Origin of the sequence: Lagierella massiliensis (assembly GCF_001407835.1) — a bacterium.
GTDB classification, from domain to species: domain Bacteria; phylum Bacillota; class Clostridia; order Tissierellales; family Peptoniphilaceae; genus Mediannikoviicoccus; species Mediannikoviicoccus massiliensis.
In genome coordinates this window covers 729,202-750,509 of record NZ_CYUO01000004.1, presented here as the reverse complement: position 1 = coordinate 750,509, position 21,308 = coordinate 729,202, and the positions used below count along the sequence as shown (strand labels likewise).

Genomic DNA, 21,308 nt, shown 5'->3' with positions numbered 1-21,308 from the left:
TTATAATAATTCGATATTATTGTTGTTATCCTTTACGTCTCTTGTTGCATATTTTGTATCAAATATAAATTTAGCATTGTCTGCAACCATTTGGTAATCTACATTTGAGTGGTTTGTTGTAATAACAACTAAGTCGTATGAAGCTACAACTTCAGGATTAAGTTCTTTGATTGAGTGAACAGTTTCTCCATTTTGATCAATATATGAAGGATTGTATCCATCATAGTAGTCTAAGTTTGCACCTTCTTTTTCAAATTGTTCTATAACAACAAGTGCAGGGCTATCTCTTAAGTCGTCAATATCATTTTTGTATGCAATACCTAAGATTAGTACTTTTGCTCCGTTCAAAGCCTTTTTGAATTTCTTTGATAATATTCTTAGTGATCTATCTATTACCCATTCAGGCATAAAGTCGTTTACTGAACCTGACGCTTCAATAATTCTCATGTGAGCGTCATATTCTTTTGCCTTCCATGTTAGGTAGAATGGATCAAGTGGAATACAGTGTCCTCCGATTCCAGGGCCTGGATAGAAAGCTTGGAAACCATATGGTTTTGTCTTTGCTGCATCTACTACTTCCCAAATGTTTATTCCCATCTTGTCTGCGATTAATGCAAATTCATTTACAAGACCGATATTAACATTTCTATATGTGTTTTCTAATATCTTTTCCATTTCAGCAACCTTAGGTGAAGAAACTGTAAATACTTCTCCTTCAAGAACATTTCTATAAAGTGCTGCTGCAACTTCTGTAGAATCTTCTCCAACTCCTCCGATTACCTTTGGAGTGTTTTTAGTTTTATAAATCTTGTTACCTGGATCAACTCTTTCTGGAGAGAATGCTAAGTAGAAGTCTTCTCCACATTTTAATCCTGAACCTTCTTCAAGAATAGGTAACATAAGTTCTTCTGTTGTTCCTGGATAAGTTGTAGATTCAAGAACTACAATTGAACCCTTCTTTAAGTATTTTGATACATCTGTTGTAGATTTTTCAACATATGATATATCTGGTTGTTGATATTTATCAAGTGGTGTAGGAACTGCAATGGCGATAAAGTCACATGATGCAACTTCTTCAAAATTATCTGTTGCTCTTAACATTCCCTTTTCAACTAATTCTGCTAGCTCTTCATCAACTACATCACCTATGTAATTGTGTCCTTCGTTTACCATTTTTACCTTTTCAGGTAGTACATCAAAACCTATTACCTTGTAACCTGCATTAGCTTTTTCAACTGCAAGAGGTAGACCAACGTATCCAAGGCCTATAACCCCTACTACTAATTCCTTAGATTCAATTTTTTGTAATAGTTCTTGTTTAATATTTGACATTTTTTACTCCTTCTCTCTTAAAAATTCGTCTTCCAACTTATATATTTTACCACAAATTTCACATTTGTACTCATTATTTTGATATTTTTTTAACCGCTCACCACACTCACATGCATATCCAATTGGCCTTGCTGGATTTCCAACTACAATTTCATAGTCTTTAACATCTTTTGTAACAACTGACCCAGCACCTATAAGCGCAAATCGTCCAATTGTGTTGCCGCAAATTATTGTGGCATTCGCTCCAACTGAAGCTCCCTTTTTCAAAAGTGTCTTTTTATATTGATCTTTTTTCTCAATTAATGAGCGTGGATTTATTACGTTTGTGAACACACAGGAAGGTCCTAAGAACACACCTTCCTCGCATTCGACCCCTGTGTAAACCGATACATTGTTTTGTATTTTTACACTATCACCAATCTTAACTCCTGGTGAAATAACTACATTTTGTCCTATATTGCAGTTTTTCCCGATTTCACAATTTGACATAATATGTGAAAAATGCCAAATTTTTGTTCCTTCTCCAATTTTTGAACCATCGTCAATATATGACGACTCGTGCACAAAATATTTACTCATGTGAAAACTCTAATACAGATTTGACGATATAGTCTATCTCTTCATCTGTTATTTCTGGGAACATTGGAAGTGCAAAAGTCCTCTTTGACAAATAATATGCATTTTTACAATCTTCTGGTTTATATCCTAAAGGTTTAAAAACTTCTTGTAAATGCATTGGAACAGGGTAGTAAATTCCTGTTGCTATTCCCTTTTCTTTTAGGAAATTTGCAAGTTCTTCTCTCTTTTCAGATTGAACAATATAAAGGTGATATACATGTCTTGACTCTTCTTCCTCAGTTGGAGTAACTAATACATCTTTAAGACCTTCATTATATCTTTTTGCAGCTCTAACTCTGTTCTCTGTCCAGTTTTCTAAATGAATTAGCTTAACCCTTAGAAGTGCAGCTTGAATCTCATCAAGTCTGGAGTTTTGCCCAATAATGTAATTGTAATATTTTAAAGGATTATAAACCGTATTGTCGGCGGATTCATCAACAACAACTTTTTCATCAATATTATTGAGTAGGTTATATGTCTTTAATCCATTTTCTCCTGAACCATGAACCTTTAGTGCTTTAATTATAGTTGCTAAATCGTCGTTATTTGTTGTTAGCATTCCCCCATCGCCAGCACATCCAAGGTTTTTAGTTGGAAAAAATGAAAAACATGCAATGTCTGATAATGTACCTATCATTTTACCTTTATAGATACATCCAACAGCTTGCGCTGCGTCCTCTATCACATATAGATTATGCTTCTTTGCAATTTTATTTATTTCATCCATTTTACATGGATTCCCAAATATATGAACAGCGATAATAGCCTTTGTCTTTTCAGTAATTTTTTCTTCAATTAGTTTTGGGTCAACGTTATATGTGTCCAGTTCTACATCAACAAATACAGGAGTTGCTCCCACATATGCTATGGCTTCTGCTGTTGCAAAGAAAGTATAAGCTGTTGTTATAACTTCATCTCCTTCACCAATTCCCAAAGCTTTTAATGCTATAATTAGAGCATCTGTTCCATTACCTACAGATATGGCATTCTTTACTCCAAGATACTTTGCAAATTCAGACTCAAAATTCTTAACATTTTCTCCCATAATGTATTGGGCATTTTTTAAAACATCAAGAATCTTTTCTTCTGCTTCTTGTTCAATGTTTTTATATTGTCTCTTTAAATCTATTAATGATATATTCATTTATCCTCCATAGTATTCATTCTATCTACTCAAGACTTTCTATAACTTCCACAAGTTTCTCTGACAAGTTTTTAAAATCGAAGTCCTTTGCAGCCTTCAGTGAGTTTTCACAGTATTGTAAATATTTCCCTGGTTCCTCTTTGTATAACTTATAAAAATATATTATACCATCTGCCATAGACTCTTCGCTGTCTCCTTTAACAGTTAGTCCACAGTTATATTTTTGTAAAAGGTCATAGCCACATTCGACATTTGATATAACTGGTTTGCCTGAAGCTAAGTACTCAAACAATTTATTTGGACTAAGACCATATTTAAAAAGTTCTGGTAGGTGTGCAAGGGACAATACTTGAAGATTTGACTGTGAAAGAATAGAAGGTACTTGTCTTTTATTTACCCATCCCTTGAAAATTACATTGTCTATATTATTCTCTCTCACATACTTTTCAAGTTCTTTTCTTTCGCCCTTGTCTCCAAAGATTAAAAATTTAATGTCGTTATATCCTCTATCTTTAATTATTTTAAAGGCTCTAATAACTCTGCCAAGGTCATTGGCTTTACCGATAGCTCCACTAAATACAACGTTGAAGTTTTCTTTATTTGAAAGGTCATCATCTTCATACTCAAAGTTTTTCTTATTTTCATCATAATCTTTAAGCACAATTCCATTATTTATATAGCGAACTTTAGAAGTATCCAGACCAATCTTTTTAATATAGTCAATTCCTCCAGGAAGCGTGAACAGTATAATATCAGATTTGTTATACATCCAGCGTTCTATTTTATAAAGAATTTTCGCAATTATATTCTTCTTTGTCATCTTCCCCATAGCTACAAAAGTTTCGGGCCAAAGATCTCTCGTTTCAGTAATAAACTTGGCATTATTCTTTTTTGCCTGCCTATACCCAGCAATCCATGTAAGAGGATGTGGTCCGGAAGCAAATACTAAATCTGGCTTTCCAAAACTCTTAGGTATAAAAAGAGCTCTAAAAAAATACTGCAACATATTTATAACTCTCTTCATTCCGTTGTTTTCGTAGGACATCGCCCTTAGAAAAACATAATCTACTCCATTAAATTTATCTTCTTTATATACCGCATCATTTGAAATCATATTTATCTGTGTTGTATGAATCGTTGATGCTGTGAATATTTTAACATTATATCCATAATCTTTCAAATTTTTGGCGAAATTATAATGTCTATTAAATTTTCCTATGTTCGGTGGATCTGCATAATGATTTATTATCCAAATGTTTTTAATCTTTTTGTCCATTTATTTCAAATCCTATTACTTCTAATATGGTTATAATAATCAGCTTGATATCTTGTATAACCGAAATTTTTTCAATATACTCAAGGTTTATACTAAGTTTTTCCTGCATTATCTCATTTATATAAGTATCTTCAGGGCTCTCACTCTTTGCTAAAACTGACGCTTCGTCTTTATATTTTATAGATGCCAGGTCTGTAATTCCCGGGCGAATCTTTAAAATATTTTTTTGGTATTCATCATAGAGTTTAGTGTACTTTGGAACCTCTGGACGAGGACCAACAAAACTCATATCACCAATAAATACATTTATTAGCTGAGGAAGTTCGTCAATCTTTGACTTTCTCAAAAATTTACCGATTCCCGTTATCCTCTTGTCTTCTCCGACGGTTATTAACATTCCCTTCTTGTCCGCATCTTGAACCATAGTCCTGAATTTAAAAATCCTAAATGGTACATTCCCCTTTTTTATTCTCTCTTGTCTATAAAAAACGGGGCCTTTAGAGGTCAATTTTATAATAATACTTATGATCATAAAAGGTATTAAAAGTATTGTAAGACCAATAAGAGATAATATTATATCGACAAGTCTCTTTAATGCAAGTGAAAATCTCCTCTTTTTGAGACGTTCATCAATATGCTTTGAAAAATCTTCAGGACTTAAATTATTTTGCATATTTCTTTACTATTTCAACATAACTCTTAGCCACATATTCCGCTTCTTCATCTGTTAATCTGCTATGAAGAGGCAATGTAATTTCATTTTGATATTGTTTGTATGCATTTGGATAATCCTTAATATCAAATCCCAAATTCTTATATGCAGTCATCATAGGAAGTGGTTTATAGTGAACATTGGTTGCAATTTGTTTATCTGCCATTTCTTCAATTATCTTATTTCTATCTTCAACTTCAATTCCATTTACTCTTGTCAAATAAAGATGACAATTACTTATAAAGTTTTCTCCTCTGTGTTGTAAAGTTTCAACAGGAGCGTCCTTTAATATGTCTTCATATATTTTTACAATCTCTTTTCTTCTTTTAAGTAAAGAGTCATATCTTTCAAATTGAGCAAGTCCAATAGCAGCCATAATATCTGTCATGTTCATCTTATAATATGGTCCTACAACATCATATTCCCAAGCACCAAGTTTCATCTTTGAAAGTGCATCCTTGCTTTGACCATGAAGAGATAGAAGTTGTAGATCATTATAGAGTTCATCGTCATCTATCCCTTCTATACTGTTCCATGAAAGTGCTCCACCCTCTCCAGTAGTAAAGTTTTTTACTGCATGGAATGAGAATGAAATAAAGTCACTGTAATAACCTGTTTTTTCATCATAGTAAATTGACCCAAAGGAATGAGCACCATCATTTACAAGTGCAACTCGACCCATAGCTTCTTGAATCTTATTAGCAGGTTTGAAAAGATGTTTCTTTTCCTCCAATATACTTCTAATCCTATGATAATCTACAGGAACTCCTCCAATGTCTACGCCAATAACTGCTTTGGTCTTTTCATTTATCTTTTCAGCCATTTTTTCATAGTCCATAAAATAGCTTCCAGGTACAGTATCAACCATCACAATCTTAGCTCCTACATGATCTACGATTGAAGAAGATGCAGTATATGTGTACGCTGGCACAATAACTTCGTCGCCCTCTCCTATACCTAATATTTTTAAATTTAGCTCAAGAGCCGCGGTAGCAGAGTTAAGACAAACGGTCTTTTCGGTACCTATATATTCTGTAATTAATTTTTCAAATTTTTTTGTCTTTGGTCCGGTTGTAATCCAACCAGATTTTAAAGTATCTACAACTTCATCAATTTCAAGTTGTGAAATATCCGGTGGTGAAAATTCAATCTTCATATTCCCTCCAAAATTTAATTCTACATTATAGTATAATCTTTTAAGGTGTTTTTTTCAAAATTTGTTTTTCAAAAAAAAACTTACCAATACCTAACGTTTCTATTATATCAAATTAACACACTATTTACCCGTTTTGTTATCATAAGTTAACAAAAAAATCTCGAAAGAAATCACCTTCAAGATTTTTGCTCAATTATTAATTCACTTTCAAAGTTTCTTTTAAGGCATCAATAAGTGTTCTGGAGTTATTAATAGTTTGTTCATTTAAATAAATTTGCCATTTGTGTTCTTTGTCCAATTCATCTAAAATCAAAGTAATCTGTGCCCCTGTTTCATATGGAAACCTGTCTCTTAAAAAACCTTCGTCAAGCTTTCCTTCTTTAAATGTTGGAATTACATCAGAAAAGGGTATATCCTTAACATTATCAAAATACATTGGTCCAAAGTCATAATCTACAACATGAGACGCCCTGATTCCCATATATGTGGCAGTCCCTTCTATAGTCTCCATCATATTTTCTTTTTCTACATATTCTGGATTTGTATTTTTACGTTTTTCTTCTACTTCAACAATCTTTTTAGAAACCTCTATAAGTTTATCTTTATCATTATTTTTAATCAGATTTTTTGCTTCATCTAACAGTTTTAATTTTTCATATAATAAATTCATATCAGATTCATTTAATTCACCTGAAAATCTATCTCCTCCAAGCCAATTATTTTGCATAAAATAATGAAAAGATTCATGATAAAGGAAATTAACCAAGTAGTTAGAAGAATACTTTTTAGTAAAGTTATCCGAATTAAATTTAATATAATAAACATCATTGCCCATAACAGAAGTAACCTTACCAACGGTATTAAAATTTCCTCCCATTAATTTTTCCTTTAAAATTTTAGGACATAGTCTGGAAATTCTATATACATCAAAATTATGATTAGAAGAAGAAATCTTTTCAAAATCTTTTAATTTTTTTGTAAAGAAGGAACTGATTTTTTGCGTTGGATTAATCAAATAAGAATAATGACTTTCTTTACTTATAAGTAATACAGGATGCTCTGATAGTTTAAAATCCTTCCAAAAACTGTCATTTCCAGCTTCTCCATCAAAACCATATACCATGTTCAATTCCTTTAAAGCTCTATTATCGTATTCAGATATACTTTCCTGATTTATGAATTTTTTATTTAAAAATGCATCAACAGCTATAGCTGCAAATGCTATTATAAATAAATAAAAAATAATTTTTAAAGCAACTTTTCCTTTTTTGTTTCTCAATTTTACTCACGTTTTTATTAAATTCACTTTATTGCATTAGAAACTGCACTTTTTTCTACATTAGTGATTATATTTTAAATATTTTTTGAAATAAGTGTAATAGCACTGTTTAGGCTTTTCTTTTAAGACTTAAATTGTCAAATAAAAATTTATTCTTCTTTATTTATTTCTCTATCCATGGAATCATCTTTTTTTTGTTCAAAATCTTTGTATATTTCATCAAGTTGGTCTATATAGCTTTGATTGTCCATAGCTTCTTTGCAAAGGTTATAACAATAGCTAAAAAACATTTCAATTTCTCTATGAACAGACTTGTCCGCTACAAGATAAACCATGTAAATACTGTTTAAAACTGTTTTGGCAATTTCTGGGTCTGCTTTTCCATAGAATAAAATTTGATTATATGATAGTTGAAGCTCTTCTTTAGCTGAATAACTATTGTAAATTATTTTTGCATTTTCATCTTCTTCTAAAATTTGGTAAAAGTTTTCTGATGAAAACAACTTTCCTAAAAGTATGCCTATTTTAATTATGGCTTCTGATGCCGTATAAGGATCATTTATTCCAGGACTTAGTGCCTTTAGAGAAATTTCTACTAAATTAGTAATCTCATGGTGATAGTCTTTAGTGTCATTTTTCTTGACATTTATTATGATATTAGAGGAAATCTTTTTGAATAGCTTATCTTTTTCCTCTTGGTCCATATCCAAATCTTTTGATAAGTTAAGTTTAGCTATATACATACCCTTTAACACATAGTCATTAATTCTCTTATTTATAACAATTTCATATTTATTATCTTTTAAAAGATTAAGAAGTTTTTCAGCGCTTATTCCATATAAATACCCAGAATCATTGGCATAGATTTTATAAGTCTCTTCCCATTCACCACTATCAAATCTTTCAGCTATTTTTCTCTTTTCAGATTCCTTTGCAATTAGTTTATCAGCATTATTATAGATGTTTTCTATTACATTTCCTACTTTTATATCAGATAAAACCCTTTTAACAAATAAAATAAATGATATCATAGCAGCGATGGCATAAAATATTCCAAGGGTACCTGAAATTAAGGGCGTTTCGCTATCTACATTTTGAATCATAAATAAGGATAAGACAGTATAGAAAAATCCTCCTATAAAAACTCCAAACAGGCTTAATACATTAGGCTTGTCTATAAAATCTTGAACTATTCTTGGAGTAAATGACCCCGCATACTTATTTAAAACTGTTAAAATTGTAGTTAATGTAAAAGTGGAAACCGTTAGAAAAGTCCCTGTTAAATTAGATAAAAAAGATGATGTTACTTCTGGTGTCAACAATAATATTTCTGGCATTTCTGCTTTTAAAAATGGATATTTAATATCAAAAAACCAAGTTATAAACAAAAACACAAAAGACAAAAATATATATCTTACTATTTTAATAATATTCCTATTGTTGGAATAGGTTAATTTTATTTTTTCTATCATTCTCCGTCCTCCTAAAATTTTTATCGTTATTTAATTATATCAGAAATATATAATTAGGTATTTTGTAAATTTCTAAAAAAGACCCATTATCAATTTTTTGACATGGGTCATTTTGTTTATTAATTTTAATATAACTTTGCTCCTGCTGGAATATTTTCATCCAACATAATTAAATTTTATTTTTCTTCTCCTTCGTACTCGCAAATTGCAGAAATAATCATACCTTCTGAGTCGATTCCCATCATCTTACGTGGAGGTAGGTTTGTGATTGCAAGAAGTGTTTTGCCAACGAGTTCTTCAGCGCTGTAGTTGTCTTTAATATCTGAAAGAATTACTCTTTCTTTATCTCTTCCATCATCTATCGTGAACTTTAATAGCTTCTTTGACTTTGGAACTTCTTCACAGTTCTTAACTTTTACAACTCTGAATTCTGATTTTGTAAATGTATCAAAATCAAACATATCTTCAAATAATGGCTCTACTTTTACTTTTGAAAAGTCGATTTTTTCTGTCGTAATTTTGTCGTAAGTTTCTTTTGATAAATCTCTATTTTCTGCCTTATCTAAGCCTATTGGCTTCATTTAAGGAAAAGTTTTCAATCTCTGAAAATCTTTTTATTAACTTTTCACCAGATTCAATACATACTTTCTTATAGTTTTCTTCAATCTTCTTTTGAATCTCTAATAGCTTTAATTCAAGCATTTTATTTTTATTTCTTTGTCTTCTTTTTGCCAGGTTTATCTTCTATGTTATTTATTTTCTTTATATTTTAATTTTCAACTTAATTTTTAGTTGCTATAAAAAAGGACAAGAAAAAAGCAACCTATAGAATTTTTTTGGTTGCTTCATTAATTTAATGATAAATCTTTAGAATAATCTAATACCAATATGTCTTACAATCTCTTGTTCTATATAATATTTTATAATCTACCATGTATCTTCTTAATATCGCATAATCAATATAGAAATTTTTTAATTTCTCATTAATTTCTTTTTCAGTATATTGTACGTTTTTTCAAAGGTTAAATTAGCTATATAATTAAATAACTCTATCTTGTCTTTTTCTTTCTTCGGAATTTTTTGAATTTTATTATTTTTTATCCATTTGTCTATATTTTGTGTATTCAAGCCTTATCTCCTTTCATACCTTTAATGAGGAAACAATCCTAAATATAAATCTTTATAATCAAGATTATTTTGTTCATACTCGTCCTTGATATCCTTACTTTTTCCTAAGTCTATGTTGCAATAAACCTAAAGGTTTACAGTATTTCTCGATTCTATTTTCCATTATTTCATCTTTCTTTGGTTGATAATAATTTAGCATAATTTCGTTTGAATATCAATACTTTTCATATTTTTTTGTTACCCTTTTTTAATTTGTAATTACATAATATCTATACTAATATTTTTACATTTTTTCTCATTACTCTAAGTGTTTCTTTAAATTCTTTTGTCTTTGTTGCTTCTTCTATTAGGATTTTTATTTCTTCATCTGTTAGTTCTTCTGCATTTTCTTCTTTTTACTATGTCTTGTTTTAATATCTTATTTTCTTGATTTTTTAGTTGCCTTAATCTTTCTTCTGTATCGTCTATTTTATCTTTTATTTCTTTTGACTCTTGTCTTATTTGTTCTAATTTTTTCATATAACACTCCTTTCTTGTATTAAAAAAGAGATAACATTTCTGCTATCCCTTTCAAAGTGTCACAATTAAAATTTTAAGTCTTTTGAAATATCTTCTATATTTCTATAATGATTTTCTATTTCTTCTTGCTTCTTTCTTTTTAATTGTTCTTCTCTTCTTCTATATTGTTTTTCTTCTTCATTTGTTTTTTCTACACACAAGATTAAGGTATCTCTATGATATTGTTTTACCTCTTCGATTGTTGTTCCATCTAAAATGATTTTATCAGATTCAACTCTATCTATTTCAGGTCTATGCATTGATGTAAAACTTGGTGGGTAATTCCAATTTTTTAAAAACAATTCAGACCATGTGCTAGTTGGTTTGCTAGATAATCTAAAAGGGATTCTATACAAAGCAGAACCTCTTGTTCCATCATTTTTTGGCAAGGTAACTTCATTTGTTATAATGCCCACTATTTTTATATCCTCTACCTCAATTGTTATTGGTTCATATTCATCAACATAATATGGTCTTATACCTACTTTAGGTTTCTTTTTAACTTTAAATATTGATGCAATAAAATCCTTATATGAATCTTCATTAAATGGATTACCTCTTAAATCTATTGCAAGTTTTCCATCTATGTAAGTAGGCAAAGCTGAATTAAAATCTCCTTGTCTAATGACCGGAATAAACTTCCTATCATTGTGATTATTGTAGAGTTCCGCAGATATTATATGACTTTCATAACCTACACCTTTTTCTCTATTATTAGCTTTCCTTTTATACTCTTCAGTGCAAATTATAATTACATAATCACTATCTCTTATCGAGCTTTCCATAAATTTTGGAAGTCTATCCCCTGGACTTACATCATAGCTATCTATTATGGCTTCAATACCATCTGCTAACAATTTATCTGCTAGAGATTTAACCCAATCAGAGTGTTCTTTGCTTTCCCACGAATATGATATAAATACTTTTGGAATATTGTTTTCTATCATTTAACACCTCATTAAAATAAATCTTCTAGCCTTTTCCAGTTTTCATTATTCATTTCTTTTGTGTAGTTTGTATTGTTAATATAAAGTCTTGTATCTTTATCTCTAACAAACCCCCAATTTATTTTACGCCTATATGCGTAATCCTTAAAAGCATAGAATTTATTTTCGATTTGCTCATCAATATTTTCCAGCTGACCTTTCTTTACCATATCCTTAAGTTTCCTTGAATTAGTTTTTCTTTTTTCACTAATATAATCTGCAAGTGGTTGGCTTTTTTCATCGGCATCTTCTATAATCTTTTTCATAGATTTTAAAATAGCCTTTGCTGAATACTGAGCCACTTTTATCTCAATATTTATAGCCTTATTATTAACTTCATCATTTACCATATAGGTGACCTCCTTTCCGGGAAAAATAAAAAAGCGGCCCAGACTTTTACATCTGAACCGTTAAAATTTTAATTCTATAGTTTTTTATTATTTTTAATTTTATTACTGTTGTGACGTACTTTATAAATTATGTGTCGCAAACTATTGTTTGCTTTTTAATGCCTTATTGATGGTTTCTTGAATAAAAGGACAACAGCATTTTCCCAAAGGATTGTTAATTTCGCACTTTCCATTTTTCATTGCCCCTGTAAGTCTAATAATATCTTTAATATTCTTTGCACCATCATCTAAAACAGCGTTTATAATTTGTTGCTCTGTAACTTGGTTGCAATAGCATATATATTTGGGATTTGCATCCTTTTTAAACCATATAGGAACTTTTACATCTTCCTTATAAAAAACTCTTTCATTGTTTAAGTTATAATACACGACATCACAATCTTCATTCATACATAAATAGTAAGTTTCTTCATCTACAACCTTTCCCATAAGGTTTTCTGATACCATATGCTTTACAGTTATATTCTTAACCTTTTCTCCTATTTTGTGACATTTGGGGCAATTTGCTTTTTCTTCCACTGTACCAGTGGTTTTTTGTATTGAACCTCCGCAAGATTGATTTATCTTATTTTCTTGACTCACTTTATTTCCTCCTGTCTAAATAAATATTATTTCTATAGTTAATCAGGATATCTAATACCTCTTTCAATGGATCTACAGGTTGCAGCTCTTTTTTAGTCTTCTTTGTTCATTTTTCTTTCTACCAATAAGTGCCATAATGGATATAAGAAATTACTATATTATTACCCCTTATACGTTTTATTGTTAAGATATATTATATCATAAATAGGCTTATAAGTCACTTTAGCCTATTTTATACTTGTGCTTGTGTTAGTATTTATTGAGATAGTCATTATTTTTTTATGTGTCTCACTTCAAACCGTTCCAAATCGCAAGACAAATATTCATTTACTAGTTTTACTTTAAATTCTTTTGTGTATTTTGGCATACAAAAACCCCTCCATCCGTATTCTGGATTTTTGGGGTTCAGGTCCATATATAGCAAGTGATTATCTAATATTTGTTTTTTTTTAAATTGATTTTATTGTATATCTTAATAATTCTATTAATCCAATTATAAAAATTAAACTGGGATTCATAACAAACCCCAGTTTCATAATTAGCGTGTTCTTTTAATATAATTTTGATCCTGCTGGAATATTATCATCCAACATGATTAAATTTAATTTTTCTTCTCCGTCGTATTCACAAATTGCTGAAAGAAGCATTCCACAAGATTCCTCTCCCATCATCTTTCTTGGTGGTAGGTTTGTAATTGCAAGAAGTGTTTTTCCTACTAACTCTTCTGCACTATAATTATTCTTAATACCTGAAAGAATAATTCTTTCATTGCCACTTCCGTCATCTAATGTAAACTTCAAAAGTTTTTTAGATTTTGGAACTTCTTCACAGTTTTTAACTTTTACAACTCTAAAATCAGATTTAGAAAAAGTTTCAAAGTCAACAAATTCTTCAAATAGTGGTTCAACTTTTACCTTTGATAAATCAAGTTTTTCTGAATTTACAGTTTCATTATTTGAAGACTCTACATGAACATGTTCTGCCTTGTCTAATCCAATTGGCTTCATTGTTGGGAATAGTAAAACGTCTCTTATTGATGATTGATCTGTTAAAATCATTATAAGTCTATCTATTCCAATTCCAAGTCCTCCTGTTGGTGGAAGTCCTACTTCCAAGGCGTTGATGAAGTCGTAGTCCATCATTTGAGCTTCGTCATCGCCATTTTCTCTGGCTTCAACTTGCTTTTGGAATCTTTCTTTTTGATCTATTGCATCATTTAACTCACTAAATGCATTGGCTATTTCAGCAGAATTAATAAATGCTTCAAATCTTTGTGTAAATCTTTTATTCTTAGGATCTCTTTTAGCTAGTGGACTAATTTCTACTGGATGTTTTGTAACGAATGTCGGTTGTATAAGATGTTCTTCGCAGAACTCTTCAAATACTTCTGAAATAACTTCTCCAACATTAAGCCCTTCATCAAGTTTTAAGCCTTTAGATTCTGCAAGTTTATATGCCTCTTCAACATCTATAACTTCTGAGTAGTCCAGACCAGCATATTCTTTTATTGCATCTACCATTGAAATTCTCTTCCAAGGTGGTGTTAGGTCAATCTTTTTTCCTTGATATTCTATTTGAGTAGTTCCGTTTACTTCCTTTGATACATATGCAACCATTTCTTCTGTTATTTCCATCATGTCTTCGTAGTCGCCATATGCTTGATATAGTTCCATTGCTGTGTACTCTGGGTTGTGGGTTGTATCCATACCTTCGTTTCTAAACATTCTACCCATTTCATAAACTCTATCAAATCCACCTACAATAAGTCTTTTTAAATAAAGTTCATTTGCAATTCTTAAATACATGTCTATATCAAGTGTGTTGTGATGTGTAATAAATGGACGAGCATTTGCCCCACCAGCAATCGTATTTAAAATAGGTGTGTCAACTTCAAGGAAGTCTCTGTTGTCCAAGAATTTCCTGATACTTGATATTATTTTAGATCTTTTTTGGAAAACAGATTTTATTTCTGGATTCATAATTAAATCCACATATCTTTGTCTATATCTTAAATCTGGATCCTTTAATCCATGAAATTTTTCAGGTAGAATTTGAAGTGATTTTGTAAGTAATGTAAGCTTTTTAGTTCTTATACTAATCTCCCCAGATTTAGTTGTAAAAACTTCTCCTTCAACTCCAACAATATCTCCAATATCAAGCGCTTTAATTGACTCATACTCTTCTTCTCCAGTGTCGTTCATGCGATTGAACAATTGAATTCTTCCAGTGGAGTCTTGAAGATCCATAAAGTTTACCTTACCATGACCCCTTTTAGTCATAATACGACCAGCAACTTTTACAGTCTTTCCATCATAGTCATCATAATTATCTACAATTTCTTTACTATGAATTGCACCTCTAAAATTTTCTATAGTGTGGGGGTCTTTTCCCTCTTCAACAAGCTTCTTTAATTTTTCTCTTCTTATAAGAAGCATTTCATTAAGATTTTGTTCTTCCATTTCTACCTCTTAATCTCTACAATTTCATAATTGAAACTTCCTGCAGCAGTTTGAACCGCTACTGTTTCTCCTTCTTTTCTTCCTATACAAGCCTTTCCAACTGGAGACTCATAAGAAATCTTTCCATTAAAAGGATCTGCTTCAGCAGAACCAACTATTGTAAATTCTTCTATTTCTCCATCTTCAAGATCTTTAAGTTTAATAGTTGAGCCAGCAACAACTGCATCGGTTTTAATATCATCATCACTAATTACCTTAGCATTTATCAACATGTGTTCTAAAACCAGAATTCTATCTTCGACTTGAGCTTGTTCATTTTTTGCTTCATCGTACTCTGCATTTTCCGAAAGGTCTCCAAAACCTCTTGCAACCTTTATCTTATCTGCAACTTCTTTTCTTCTTACAGTCTTTAAGAATTCCATTTCATCTTCTAATTTCTTGTAACCTTCTTTTGTTAATAGAATTTCCTTATCTACCATATCTTACTCCTAAAAAATAGTAAGCGAAAGACATCTTTCGCCGCATTACTAAAATTATAGTAAAATTCGGCGTTAAAGTCAAGATATTAGCTTATTACAGGCTATATCTTTTTGATTTCACAAAGAAGTTGTTTGAAAACTGGAAAGCCTGTTACTTCATCGCAGTTTGAGTTATCAGTTAGTGAATTTGTATTGGCACGTCTCCAAAATTCTCCTTGAATTGGACTACCTCCACCAAAGTTAAGTTCGGTGTCACCTTTTAATATTTCTCTATTTGTCTTTGCAAATACTTCTATCTCTCCTCTTTTAGTCTTAACAAGAACTCTGTCTCCGTCTTCAATTCCCCTGTAATTTGCATCATCTTTATTCATATAGATATAAGGTCTGTCTTGATGATCTAAAAGTCCATCTATATTTAAATGTTGCGTTCTAAATGTGGTTTGAATTCTTGCTCCAGTATTTAGTACAAGAGGAAATTCTTCTTTTATTCCACTTTCACTTTCTAAGGTTTCCTCTCCTACAACAAATTTAGGGATAGATTCATATCCATAAGATTTTAAAATTGTGGAGTCAAACTCAACCTTACCTGTTGCAGTTGGAAATCCAGGTTTATTGTCAACTCTTAGCTTACCAGATTTGTATTTTTCATATTCCTTTTCAGTTTCATTCTTATAAAAATAAACACCTTCTTCTTTTAAAGCTTTAAGAGTTTCAGGCTCGTTAAAGAATGCAAATTCAAGAAGTTCATCTTCATCCTTTGGATACATATATCCATATCCAAGAGCATCGGCAATAAGATGCATAATTTGAATATTTGGCTTAGCCTCTCCAATCGGTTCAACTACTCTCTCTCTTACTTCCACCTTATTTTTGTAGACACAATAAGATTGGTCTTCATAGTATGTTGTTGCTGGCAAAACTACATCTGCATATAGACAGTCCTTAGACATAAATCTATCAACAGTTACGAAAAATTCTAAATTCTTTAACATTTCTTCATAAACTTTTGACTCTGGAAATACATTAGTTATTGCACAGCCAATAGAAAGAAGTCCCTTTACTGCATAAGGCTTTTCTTCCAAAACTGCTTGTGGAAGTTTTGTGAGTTGAGGTGCCTTAATTAATTTATCAAAGAGCGGAAACTCATCACTTCCAATTCTCTTACAATAAGTTGTGTTATTAAATCTCTTTACCCTATCAGGTTTACCTTTAGGAGAAATCAAAAGTCCCCCAGGTACATCTATATTCTTTGTTGCAAACCAAAGCAGATATAGAGCTCTAATACTTTGCATTCCAGAATTTGTATATTCCAGGCCCGTATACATTCTTAAAGCTGATTTATAAGTAACTATAGTATCAGCAATAAACTTTATATCTTCTTCCCTTATTCCAGTTCTTTCTTCACAAGACTTTAAATCAAAATCTTTAAAGTACTTACTATATAAATCAAAACCATGAGTATATTTTTTTATAAATTCTTCATCAAAAGCGTTTTGTGAATTTAAATAATTAAAAATGGTGTGTATAAGCACTCCGTCCATACCAGATTTAATTAGTATATACTTATCTGCCACTTCACACATTTTACTCTTGTAGTGGTCAATAACTATTACCTTAGCTCCATTTTTTTGAGCTTTTATAATTCTTTCATATTCAAGATTTGGAGATGCTGTTGGCGGATGAGCTCCCCAAATAAATATATAATCTGCATTTTCATAATCTGGAGAAAACCTATTGCCTGCAAGCCCAAAGTTTATCATTGGTGCGAAAACTCCAAAAGAAACATAACATAATGAAGATACTGAACCATTATTAGGAGAACCTACTGGAGCAAAAAATCCAATTTCTCTACCACTGTCATTACTCAAATTTACAAAGTCTGATGTAGAGTTTTCAAATCCACCTCTACCTACAATAGATGCAAGTGCTTGTCCTCCATTTTCTTCAATTATTTTAGAATATCTTTCTCCAATTAAACTTATTGCCTCATCCCAAGAAGCCTCTCTAAAAGAAAACTCTCCCTTTGCTCCAGTTCTAATTAATGGAGTCTTTAGTCTGTCAGGAGAATTTAAAACTTCATCGGAATAAAAACCTCTTAAACATAGTGCACTAGGAAAGTTTTTTTCAGATTTCTTTATTTTTTTTATTCTTCCGTCCTCAATATCTAACGATACATGACATTGACCAGGACATATTCCACAAATACCTTCTTTCATAATACACCCCTTATTTTATTATTGTATATATTAATATGATATCAAACATTGTGATATTTGTTAAATAAAAAATCGGAGTTTCCTCCGACCTTTTTATTATTTTTGTTCCTTGTAAACTTCTGGAATTTTTATGTCGTTTCCAACTTCATTTTCAATTCCATCAATTTCTTTTGCTTTCTTTAACCAATCTTCAAAGCTTATTCCTACAGGGAATTTTTCATCAATTTTATCATTCTTAGTAAAGTCACCAAAGGCTTCAATACCAGATTCCTTTACAAAGTTAAGATTTACAAATTCATCAAGCTTATCAAGCTTTGGTCTAAATTTTTCATCAATATTATATTCATCATATTCTTTTACAAAATTATCAATATTATCTTGATTAAATTCCCAAGTTAATGTTCTACCTTCAGCTATGGTCTTCATATATAATGTCATAAGTCCAACTTCAGGTGCTGTACCAAATCCGTCTGCAAACATCATTGCAGCGTTATATGGATGGTCATATAAATATTTTAATGATAGAGCATGTGCAACTAAAAGTCTTTGTGCAACTTCTGGATGTTCATTTTTGAAGTTTTCATTCATTGCATATATACAACACATTCCCCAACCATGTTCATGATCATTTTCTTCTTTAGTTTCGTCAATTAGTCCGCCCCAACCTACAGCAACAACCTTTCCAAGTCCTTGGTATTCACATTGTGATGCAAATGGGTCACAACATGCGAAAGCTGAAATTTGTCCAGATTTAAGTGCCATTGGGCCGTCTTTTTGTGCCATCTCTATAATTTCATAATTATCTTTTTCAGTTGGTAATCCAAGTTTCGCTGACCATTTAATCCATTCAGGATTGTTTTCAGGATCTGCAGTAATGGCTAATTTTTTACCAACTAAATCCTTAGGATCCTTAATATCATTTGCAACAACTAAGTATCTTGATCCTCCCAAGTGATTTGCAGCTGCCATGATTATAGGAGCTCCTTCATTTCTTGCATTTAACGCACCTTCAATACCCATATAACCTACGTGCATTTCACCTGTTGTCATTGCTTGCGCAATATTTGTATTGTTTGTCTTTGTAACGGTTACATTAAGTCCTAAAGCTTCATAAATTCCAGCTTTTTCTCCAACAATAGCACCAACCATGTGATCACAGTCATTATATCCCATTTGAACCTTTAAATCTTTATCAGCTTCTGGGATTTCTGGCAATTCATACTTTGCCACCTCAGCCTTTGCATCATATGCAACTTCTTCAACATTTCCAGCTGAATCGTCTTTACATGCTGTAAGTGAAAAAAGCATAGATGAAATAAGTAAAATAGATAAAATCTTTCTTTTCATTTTTTACTCTCCTTTTATTTAATATGTCTATATTTTTATTGTAAACCTTAAACTCAACTTGAGGGTCAAGAGTTATTCATCTAAACCTTCAATATAATGACAAAAATGTCCTTTACAACAACTAACAGTATCTCCTTCTAATAGATGTTCTATTAAAAGTTCTTTTTCTTGTTTCAGCCTGTTTATCTCTTTATCAATATCTTCAATCTTTTTTCGCATATGGCTTGTTACATAGCTACAAGTTGAATTCCCACTTCTCTTAAGCATAATAATATCTTTAATTTCTTCCAGACTAAACCCTAAGTTCCTTGCCTTTTTTATAAAAATCAAATTCTCCACATGGGACTCATCATAATCTCTATAGCCATTATCCAATCTTTTTACATCCATTAGTAACCCTTGTTTTTCATAATATCTTATTGCAGAGTCACTAAGTTCTGTTAATTCACATACCTCTTTAACTTTCATAATCTCTCCTTACTTGACCCAAGTAAAAAAATACTATCAGCATACGCCCATGCCTTCAGAAAATAAATTGTGAAGATGTTTCTCTTCAATCCTAAAAATACCATAACCGTATTGTCCCCTTTTAGAACCGCTTACAATAAATTCATTTGGTGGGCTATTGTCTATGTCTTTCAATTCTATTTTTTGATTTTCATATGGGGCTCTACCTTCCTCTGAAAAATAAATTTCTTTACCAGTATCAATAGCTACTACTAAGTGATTTGCCTCTTTTGTCTTTCTAAAAATAATAATTAGGTCTTCTGTTCCATTCCCTGTCACATCTCCAAGCTTACATTTTACAACCTCCTTACCTGGATATTCATCGTAAAATGCCTGTAGAAGATAGTGATCTTTTTCAACTCCAAAATCGACTTTTTTATACTTTACATTGTTCCTATATCCAAAATAACCTAAAAGCAAAGCAATAATTATGATTAAGACTTTCCTTAAAATTATACTTTTATTCTTTTCTGCCTTCATATTAATTGTCCTTTTTTGAATAATAATAATTTCTTAATTTAAAAAATGCCGATTTTAGGAAAAAGTAAAATACAATTGCGGAACATACATACTTAACCCATTCAGGAAATGACAACATCATTTTGTTTGCATAGTTAATGGCATTTGTAACTTCATCATATTCCATCTGCCTTTGAAATCCTGGCATTAATAATTTATTAGTCATAAATCCTATAAACATAGCGTATGCAGAAATAACAACAGTATAAATTGTTGCAGTTCTCTTTCCGATCATCTTTCCAATACTAATTATTTCAGGTATATTTGTTGCAGCTCCTGCCATTAAAAATGTTATTGCCGCTCCTGGAGAAGCTCCCGATGCAATTAATGCTGCAATTAAAGGTATATGTCCTACGGCGCATACATACATCAAGGCTGCGAGTACCGCAACGTTCCAAAGTGATAACAATCCTGGATCACCAAGATATTTTTGTATAAATGATTCTGGGAAAATCGTTAAAACAAAACCTCCGAACAACATTCCATACACAACGTACTTACTTAGTGTAATGGCAAAGTCGTTTCTTACCCATTCCATTCCTTCTGATATTTTAGTTTTAATACTTTTCTTCTTTTCTTCTTCTAAATCTATATGGCTTATCTCTTCCGCAACCATTTCATTTCTAAGCTCTTTACCAGAAACTAAGTTACCTATAATTCCGATTATTATTGGTAATGTAATCCCGGCAAAAATATTGATAAGAGCTATTTGCTTTCCAAGTAGCCCAAAGCTAAGTATTAATGCTGCAGGATTTAATACTGGGGATGAAGCTAAAAATGCTAAAGTTGGTCCAGCATATGCTCCCGAATAGTAAAGACTTATTCCTATGGGAACAGAGCCACAGCTACATACTGGAAGTAGCATTGAATATCCAGTTATTTTAAATATTGATGATATCTTTGTATTTCCCAGGGACTTTTGCAGTCTTACTGGTGAAATTATATTTCTCATTAGACCCGCTATAAAGTAACTTATTACGAGCCATGTTGAGGCTCCGTTAAGTAACTCTACAGATCTTAAAATTATCTCTTTTATATAATCAAACATCTATCTCTCCAAACTCTAAAGCTAACTTCAATGTTGTTTAGAATTAAAAACCGGTCCTCCGGCTTTAATTCTGTCAAGCT

General features: G+C 31.2%; 20 protein-coding genes and 2 pseudogenes. All 22 read right to left on the bottom strand.

The window, feature by feature from the left end; genetic code table 11:
• Positions 1–1,332: a nucleotide sugar dehydrogenase gene (locus tag BN2746_RS03545; protein ID WP_055078450.1), complete on the bottom strand. Its 1,332-nt coding sequence runs from the start codon at positions 1,330–1,332 to the stop codon at positions 1–3.
• Between the two features lie 3 nt (positions 1,333–1,335).
• Positions 1,336–1,911: an acyltransferase gene (locus BN2746_RS03540; RefSeq protein ID WP_055078449.1), complete on the bottom strand. Its 576-nt coding sequence runs from the start codon at positions 1,909–1,911 to the stop codon at positions 1,336–1,338.
• Positions 1,904–3,094: a DegT/DnrJ/EryC1/StrS family aminotransferase gene (locus BN2746_RS03535; RefSeq protein WP_055078448.1), complete on the bottom strand. Its 1,191-nt coding sequence runs from the start codon at positions 3,092–3,094 to the stop codon at positions 1,904–1,906. Before BN2746_RS03535 ends, BN2746_RS03540 begins: the two co-directional genes overlap by 8 nt.
• A gap of 25 nt (positions 3,095–3,119) precedes the next feature.
• Entirely contained in the window at positions 3,120–4,370 is a 1,251-nt protein-coding gene (locus BN2746_RS03530) for a glycosyltransferase family 4 protein (protein WP_055078447.1), read from the bottom strand.
• A complete protein-coding gene (locus BN2746_RS03525) occupies positions 4,354–5,043 on the bottom strand; it encodes a sugar transferase (RefSeq protein ID WP_082420187.1) in 690 nt (229 codons plus the stop codon). The genes BN2746_RS03530 and BN2746_RS03525 overlap by 17 nt, the downstream gene beginning before the upstream one ends.
• Positions 5,033–6,238 (bottom strand): DegT/DnrJ/EryC1/StrS family aminotransferase, encoded by a 1,206-nt coding sequence (locus BN2746_RS03520; protein ID WP_055078446.1) that lies wholly within the window; start codon positions 6,236–6,238, stop codon positions 5,033–5,035. The genes BN2746_RS03525 and BN2746_RS03520 overlap by 11 nt, the downstream gene beginning before the upstream one ends.
• 196 nt (positions 6,239–6,434) lie before the next feature.
• Positions 6,435–7,517, bottom strand: a complete 1,083-nt coding sequence (locus tag BN2746_RS03515) for a hypothetical protein (RefSeq protein ID WP_055078445.1) — start codon at positions 7,515–7,517, stop codon at positions 6,435–6,437.
• A 149-nt stretch (positions 7,518–7,666) separates the two neighbouring features.
• Positions 7,667–8,989, bottom strand: a complete 1,323-nt coding sequence (locus tag BN2746_RS03510; RefSeq protein ID WP_055078444.1) for a DUF2254 domain-containing protein — start codon at positions 8,987–8,989, stop codon at positions 7,667–7,669.
• Positions 8,990–9,165: 176 nt separating this feature from the next.
• Positions 9,166–9,570: pseudogene (locus tag BN2746_RS03505) on the bottom strand (hypothetical protein); the annotation flags it as partial.
• A complete protein-coding gene (locus BN2746_RS08995; protein ID WP_156331312.1) occupies positions 9,548–9,691 on the bottom strand; it encodes a hypothetical protein in 144 nt (47 codons plus the stop codon). The gene BN2746_RS08995 and the pseudogene BN2746_RS03505, both read right to left, overlap by 23 nt.
• Before the next feature lie 175 nt (positions 9,692–9,866).
• Entirely contained in the window at positions 9,867–9,950 is an 84-nt protein-coding gene (locus tag BN2746_RS09140; RefSeq protein ID WP_317133679.1) for a DUF2087 domain-containing protein, read from the bottom strand.
• 436 nt (positions 9,951–10,386) lie between these two features.
• A pseudogene (locus BN2746_RS03495) lies at positions 10,387–10,636 on the bottom strand (DUF3847 domain-containing protein).
• A gap of 65 nt (positions 10,637–10,701) precedes the next feature.
• On the bottom strand, positions 10,702–11,622 hold the full coding sequence (locus tag BN2746_RS03490) for a toll/interleukin-1 receptor domain-containing protein (protein WP_055078442.1): 921 nt from the start codon (positions 11,620–11,622) through the stop codon (positions 10,702–10,704).
• An 11-nt stretch (positions 11,623–11,633) separates the two neighbouring features.
• Positions 11,634–12,011 (bottom strand): hypothetical protein, encoded by a 378-nt coding sequence (locus BN2746_RS03485; protein ID WP_055078441.1) that lies wholly within the window; start codon positions 12,009–12,011, stop codon positions 11,634–11,636.
• A 141-nt stretch (positions 12,012–12,152) separates the two neighbouring features.
• A complete protein-coding gene (locus BN2746_RS03480; RefSeq protein WP_077064921.1) occupies positions 12,153–12,635 on the bottom strand; it encodes a Csac_0668 family 2Fe-2S cluster-binding (seleno)protein in 483 nt (160 codons plus the stop codon).
• A gap of 569 nt (positions 12,636–13,204) precedes the next feature.
• Positions 13,205–15,112, bottom strand: coding sequence for a lysine--tRNA ligase (gene lysS / locus BN2746_RS03475; RefSeq protein ID WP_055078440.1), 1,908 nt, complete (start codon positions 15,110–15,112; stop codon positions 13,205–13,207).
• 2 nt (positions 15,113–15,114) lie between these two features.
• Positions 15,115–15,591 (bottom strand): transcription elongation factor GreA, encoded by a 477-nt coding sequence (greA, locus tag BN2746_RS03470; RefSeq protein ID WP_055078439.1) that lies wholly within the window; start codon positions 15,589–15,591, stop codon positions 15,115–15,117.
• 101 nt (positions 15,592–15,692) lie between these two features.
• Positions 15,693–17,807, bottom strand: coding sequence for a molybdopterin-containing oxidoreductase family protein (locus BN2746_RS03465; protein WP_055078438.1), 2,115 nt, complete (start codon positions 17,805–17,807; stop codon positions 15,693–15,695).
• 96 nt (positions 17,808–17,903) lie between these two features.
• Entirely contained in the window at positions 17,904–19,154 is a 1,251-nt protein-coding gene (saoX, locus tag BN2746_RS03460) for an ABC transporter substrate-binding subunit SaoX (RefSeq protein WP_055078437.1), read from the bottom strand.
• Between the two features lie 72 nt (positions 19,155–19,226).
• On the bottom strand, positions 19,227–19,622 hold the full coding sequence (locus BN2746_RS03455) for a MerR family transcriptional regulator (RefSeq protein WP_055078436.1): 396 nt from the start codon (positions 19,620–19,622) through the stop codon (positions 19,227–19,229).
• 36 nt (positions 19,623–19,658) lie between these two features.
• The gene (saoC, locus tag BN2746_RS03450; RefSeq protein ID WP_055078435.1) at positions 19,659–20,141 is read right to left on the bottom strand and encodes a Cys-Cys-COOH (seleno)protein SaoC; all 483 of its coding nucleotides are present in this window, start codon (positions 20,139–20,141) and stop codon (positions 19,659–19,661) included.
• Position 20,142: 1 nt separating this feature from the next.
• A complete protein-coding gene (saoE, locus tag BN2746_RS03445) occupies positions 20,143–21,228 on the bottom strand; it encodes an efflux transporter SaoE (RefSeq protein WP_055078434.1) in 1,086 nt (361 codons plus the stop codon).
• Positions 21,229–21,308: the final 80 nt, after the last annotated feature.

Coding starts and splice junctions, on each gene's coding strand:
- BN2746_RS03545 (WP_055078450.1), bottom strand. CDS start 1,332: ATGTCAAATATTAAACAAGAACTATTACAAAAAATTGAATCTAAGGAA.
- BN2746_RS03540 (WP_055078449.1), bottom strand. CDS start 1,911: ATGAGTAAATATTTTGTGCACGAGTCGTCATATATTGACGATGGTTCA.
- BN2746_RS03535 (WP_055078448.1), bottom strand. CDS start 3,094: ATGAATATATCATTAATAGATTTAAAGAGACAATATAAAAACATTGAA.
- BN2746_RS03530 (WP_055078447.1), bottom strand. CDS start 4,370: ATGGACAAAAAGATTAAAAACATTTGGATAATAAATCATTATGCAGAT.
- BN2746_RS03525 (WP_082420187.1), bottom strand. CDS start 5,043: ATGCAAAATAATTTAAGTCCTGAAGATTTTTCAAAGCATATTGATGAA.
- BN2746_RS03520 (WP_055078446.1), bottom strand. CDS start 6,238: ATGAAGATTGAATTTTCACCACCGGATATTTCACAACTTGAAATTGAT.
- BN2746_RS03510 (WP_055078444.1), bottom strand. CDS start 8,989: ATGATAGAAAAAATAAAATTAACCTATTCCAACAATAGGAATATTATT.
- BN2746_RS08995 (WP_156331312.1), bottom strand. CDS start 9,691: ATGCTTGAATTAAAGCTATTAGAGATTCAAAAGAAGATTGAAGAAAAC.
- BN2746_RS03490 (WP_055078442.1), bottom strand. CDS start 11,622: ATGATAGAAAACAATATTCCAAAAGTATTTATATCATATTCGTGGGAA.
- BN2746_RS03485 (WP_055078441.1), bottom strand. CDS start 12,011: ATGGTAAATGATGAAGTTAATAATAAGGCTATAAATATTGAGATAAAA.
- lysS (WP_055078440.1), bottom strand. CDS start 15,112: ATGGAAGAACAAAATCTTAATGAAATGCTTCTTATAAGAAGAGAAAAA.
- greA (WP_055078439.1), bottom strand. CDS start 15,591: ATGGTAGATAAGGAAATTCTATTAACAAAAGAAGGTTACAAGAAATTA.
- BN2746_RS03465 (WP_055078438.1), bottom strand. CDS start 17,807: ATGAAAGAAGGTATTTGTGGAATATGTCCTGGTCAATGTCATGTATCG.
- saoX (WP_055078437.1), bottom strand. CDS start 19,154: ATGAAAAGAAAGATTTTATCTATTTTACTTATTTCATCTATGCTTTTT.
- BN2746_RS03455 (WP_055078436.1), bottom strand. CDS start 19,622: ATGAAAGTTAAAGAGGTATGTGAATTAACAGAACTTAGTGACTCTGCA.
- saoC (WP_055078435.1), bottom strand. CDS start 20,141: ATGAAGGCAGAAAAGAATAAAAGTATAATTTTAAGGAAAGTCTTAATC.
- saoE (WP_055078434.1), bottom strand. CDS start 21,228: ATGTTTGATTATATAAAAGAGATAATTTTAAGATCTGTAGAGTTACTT.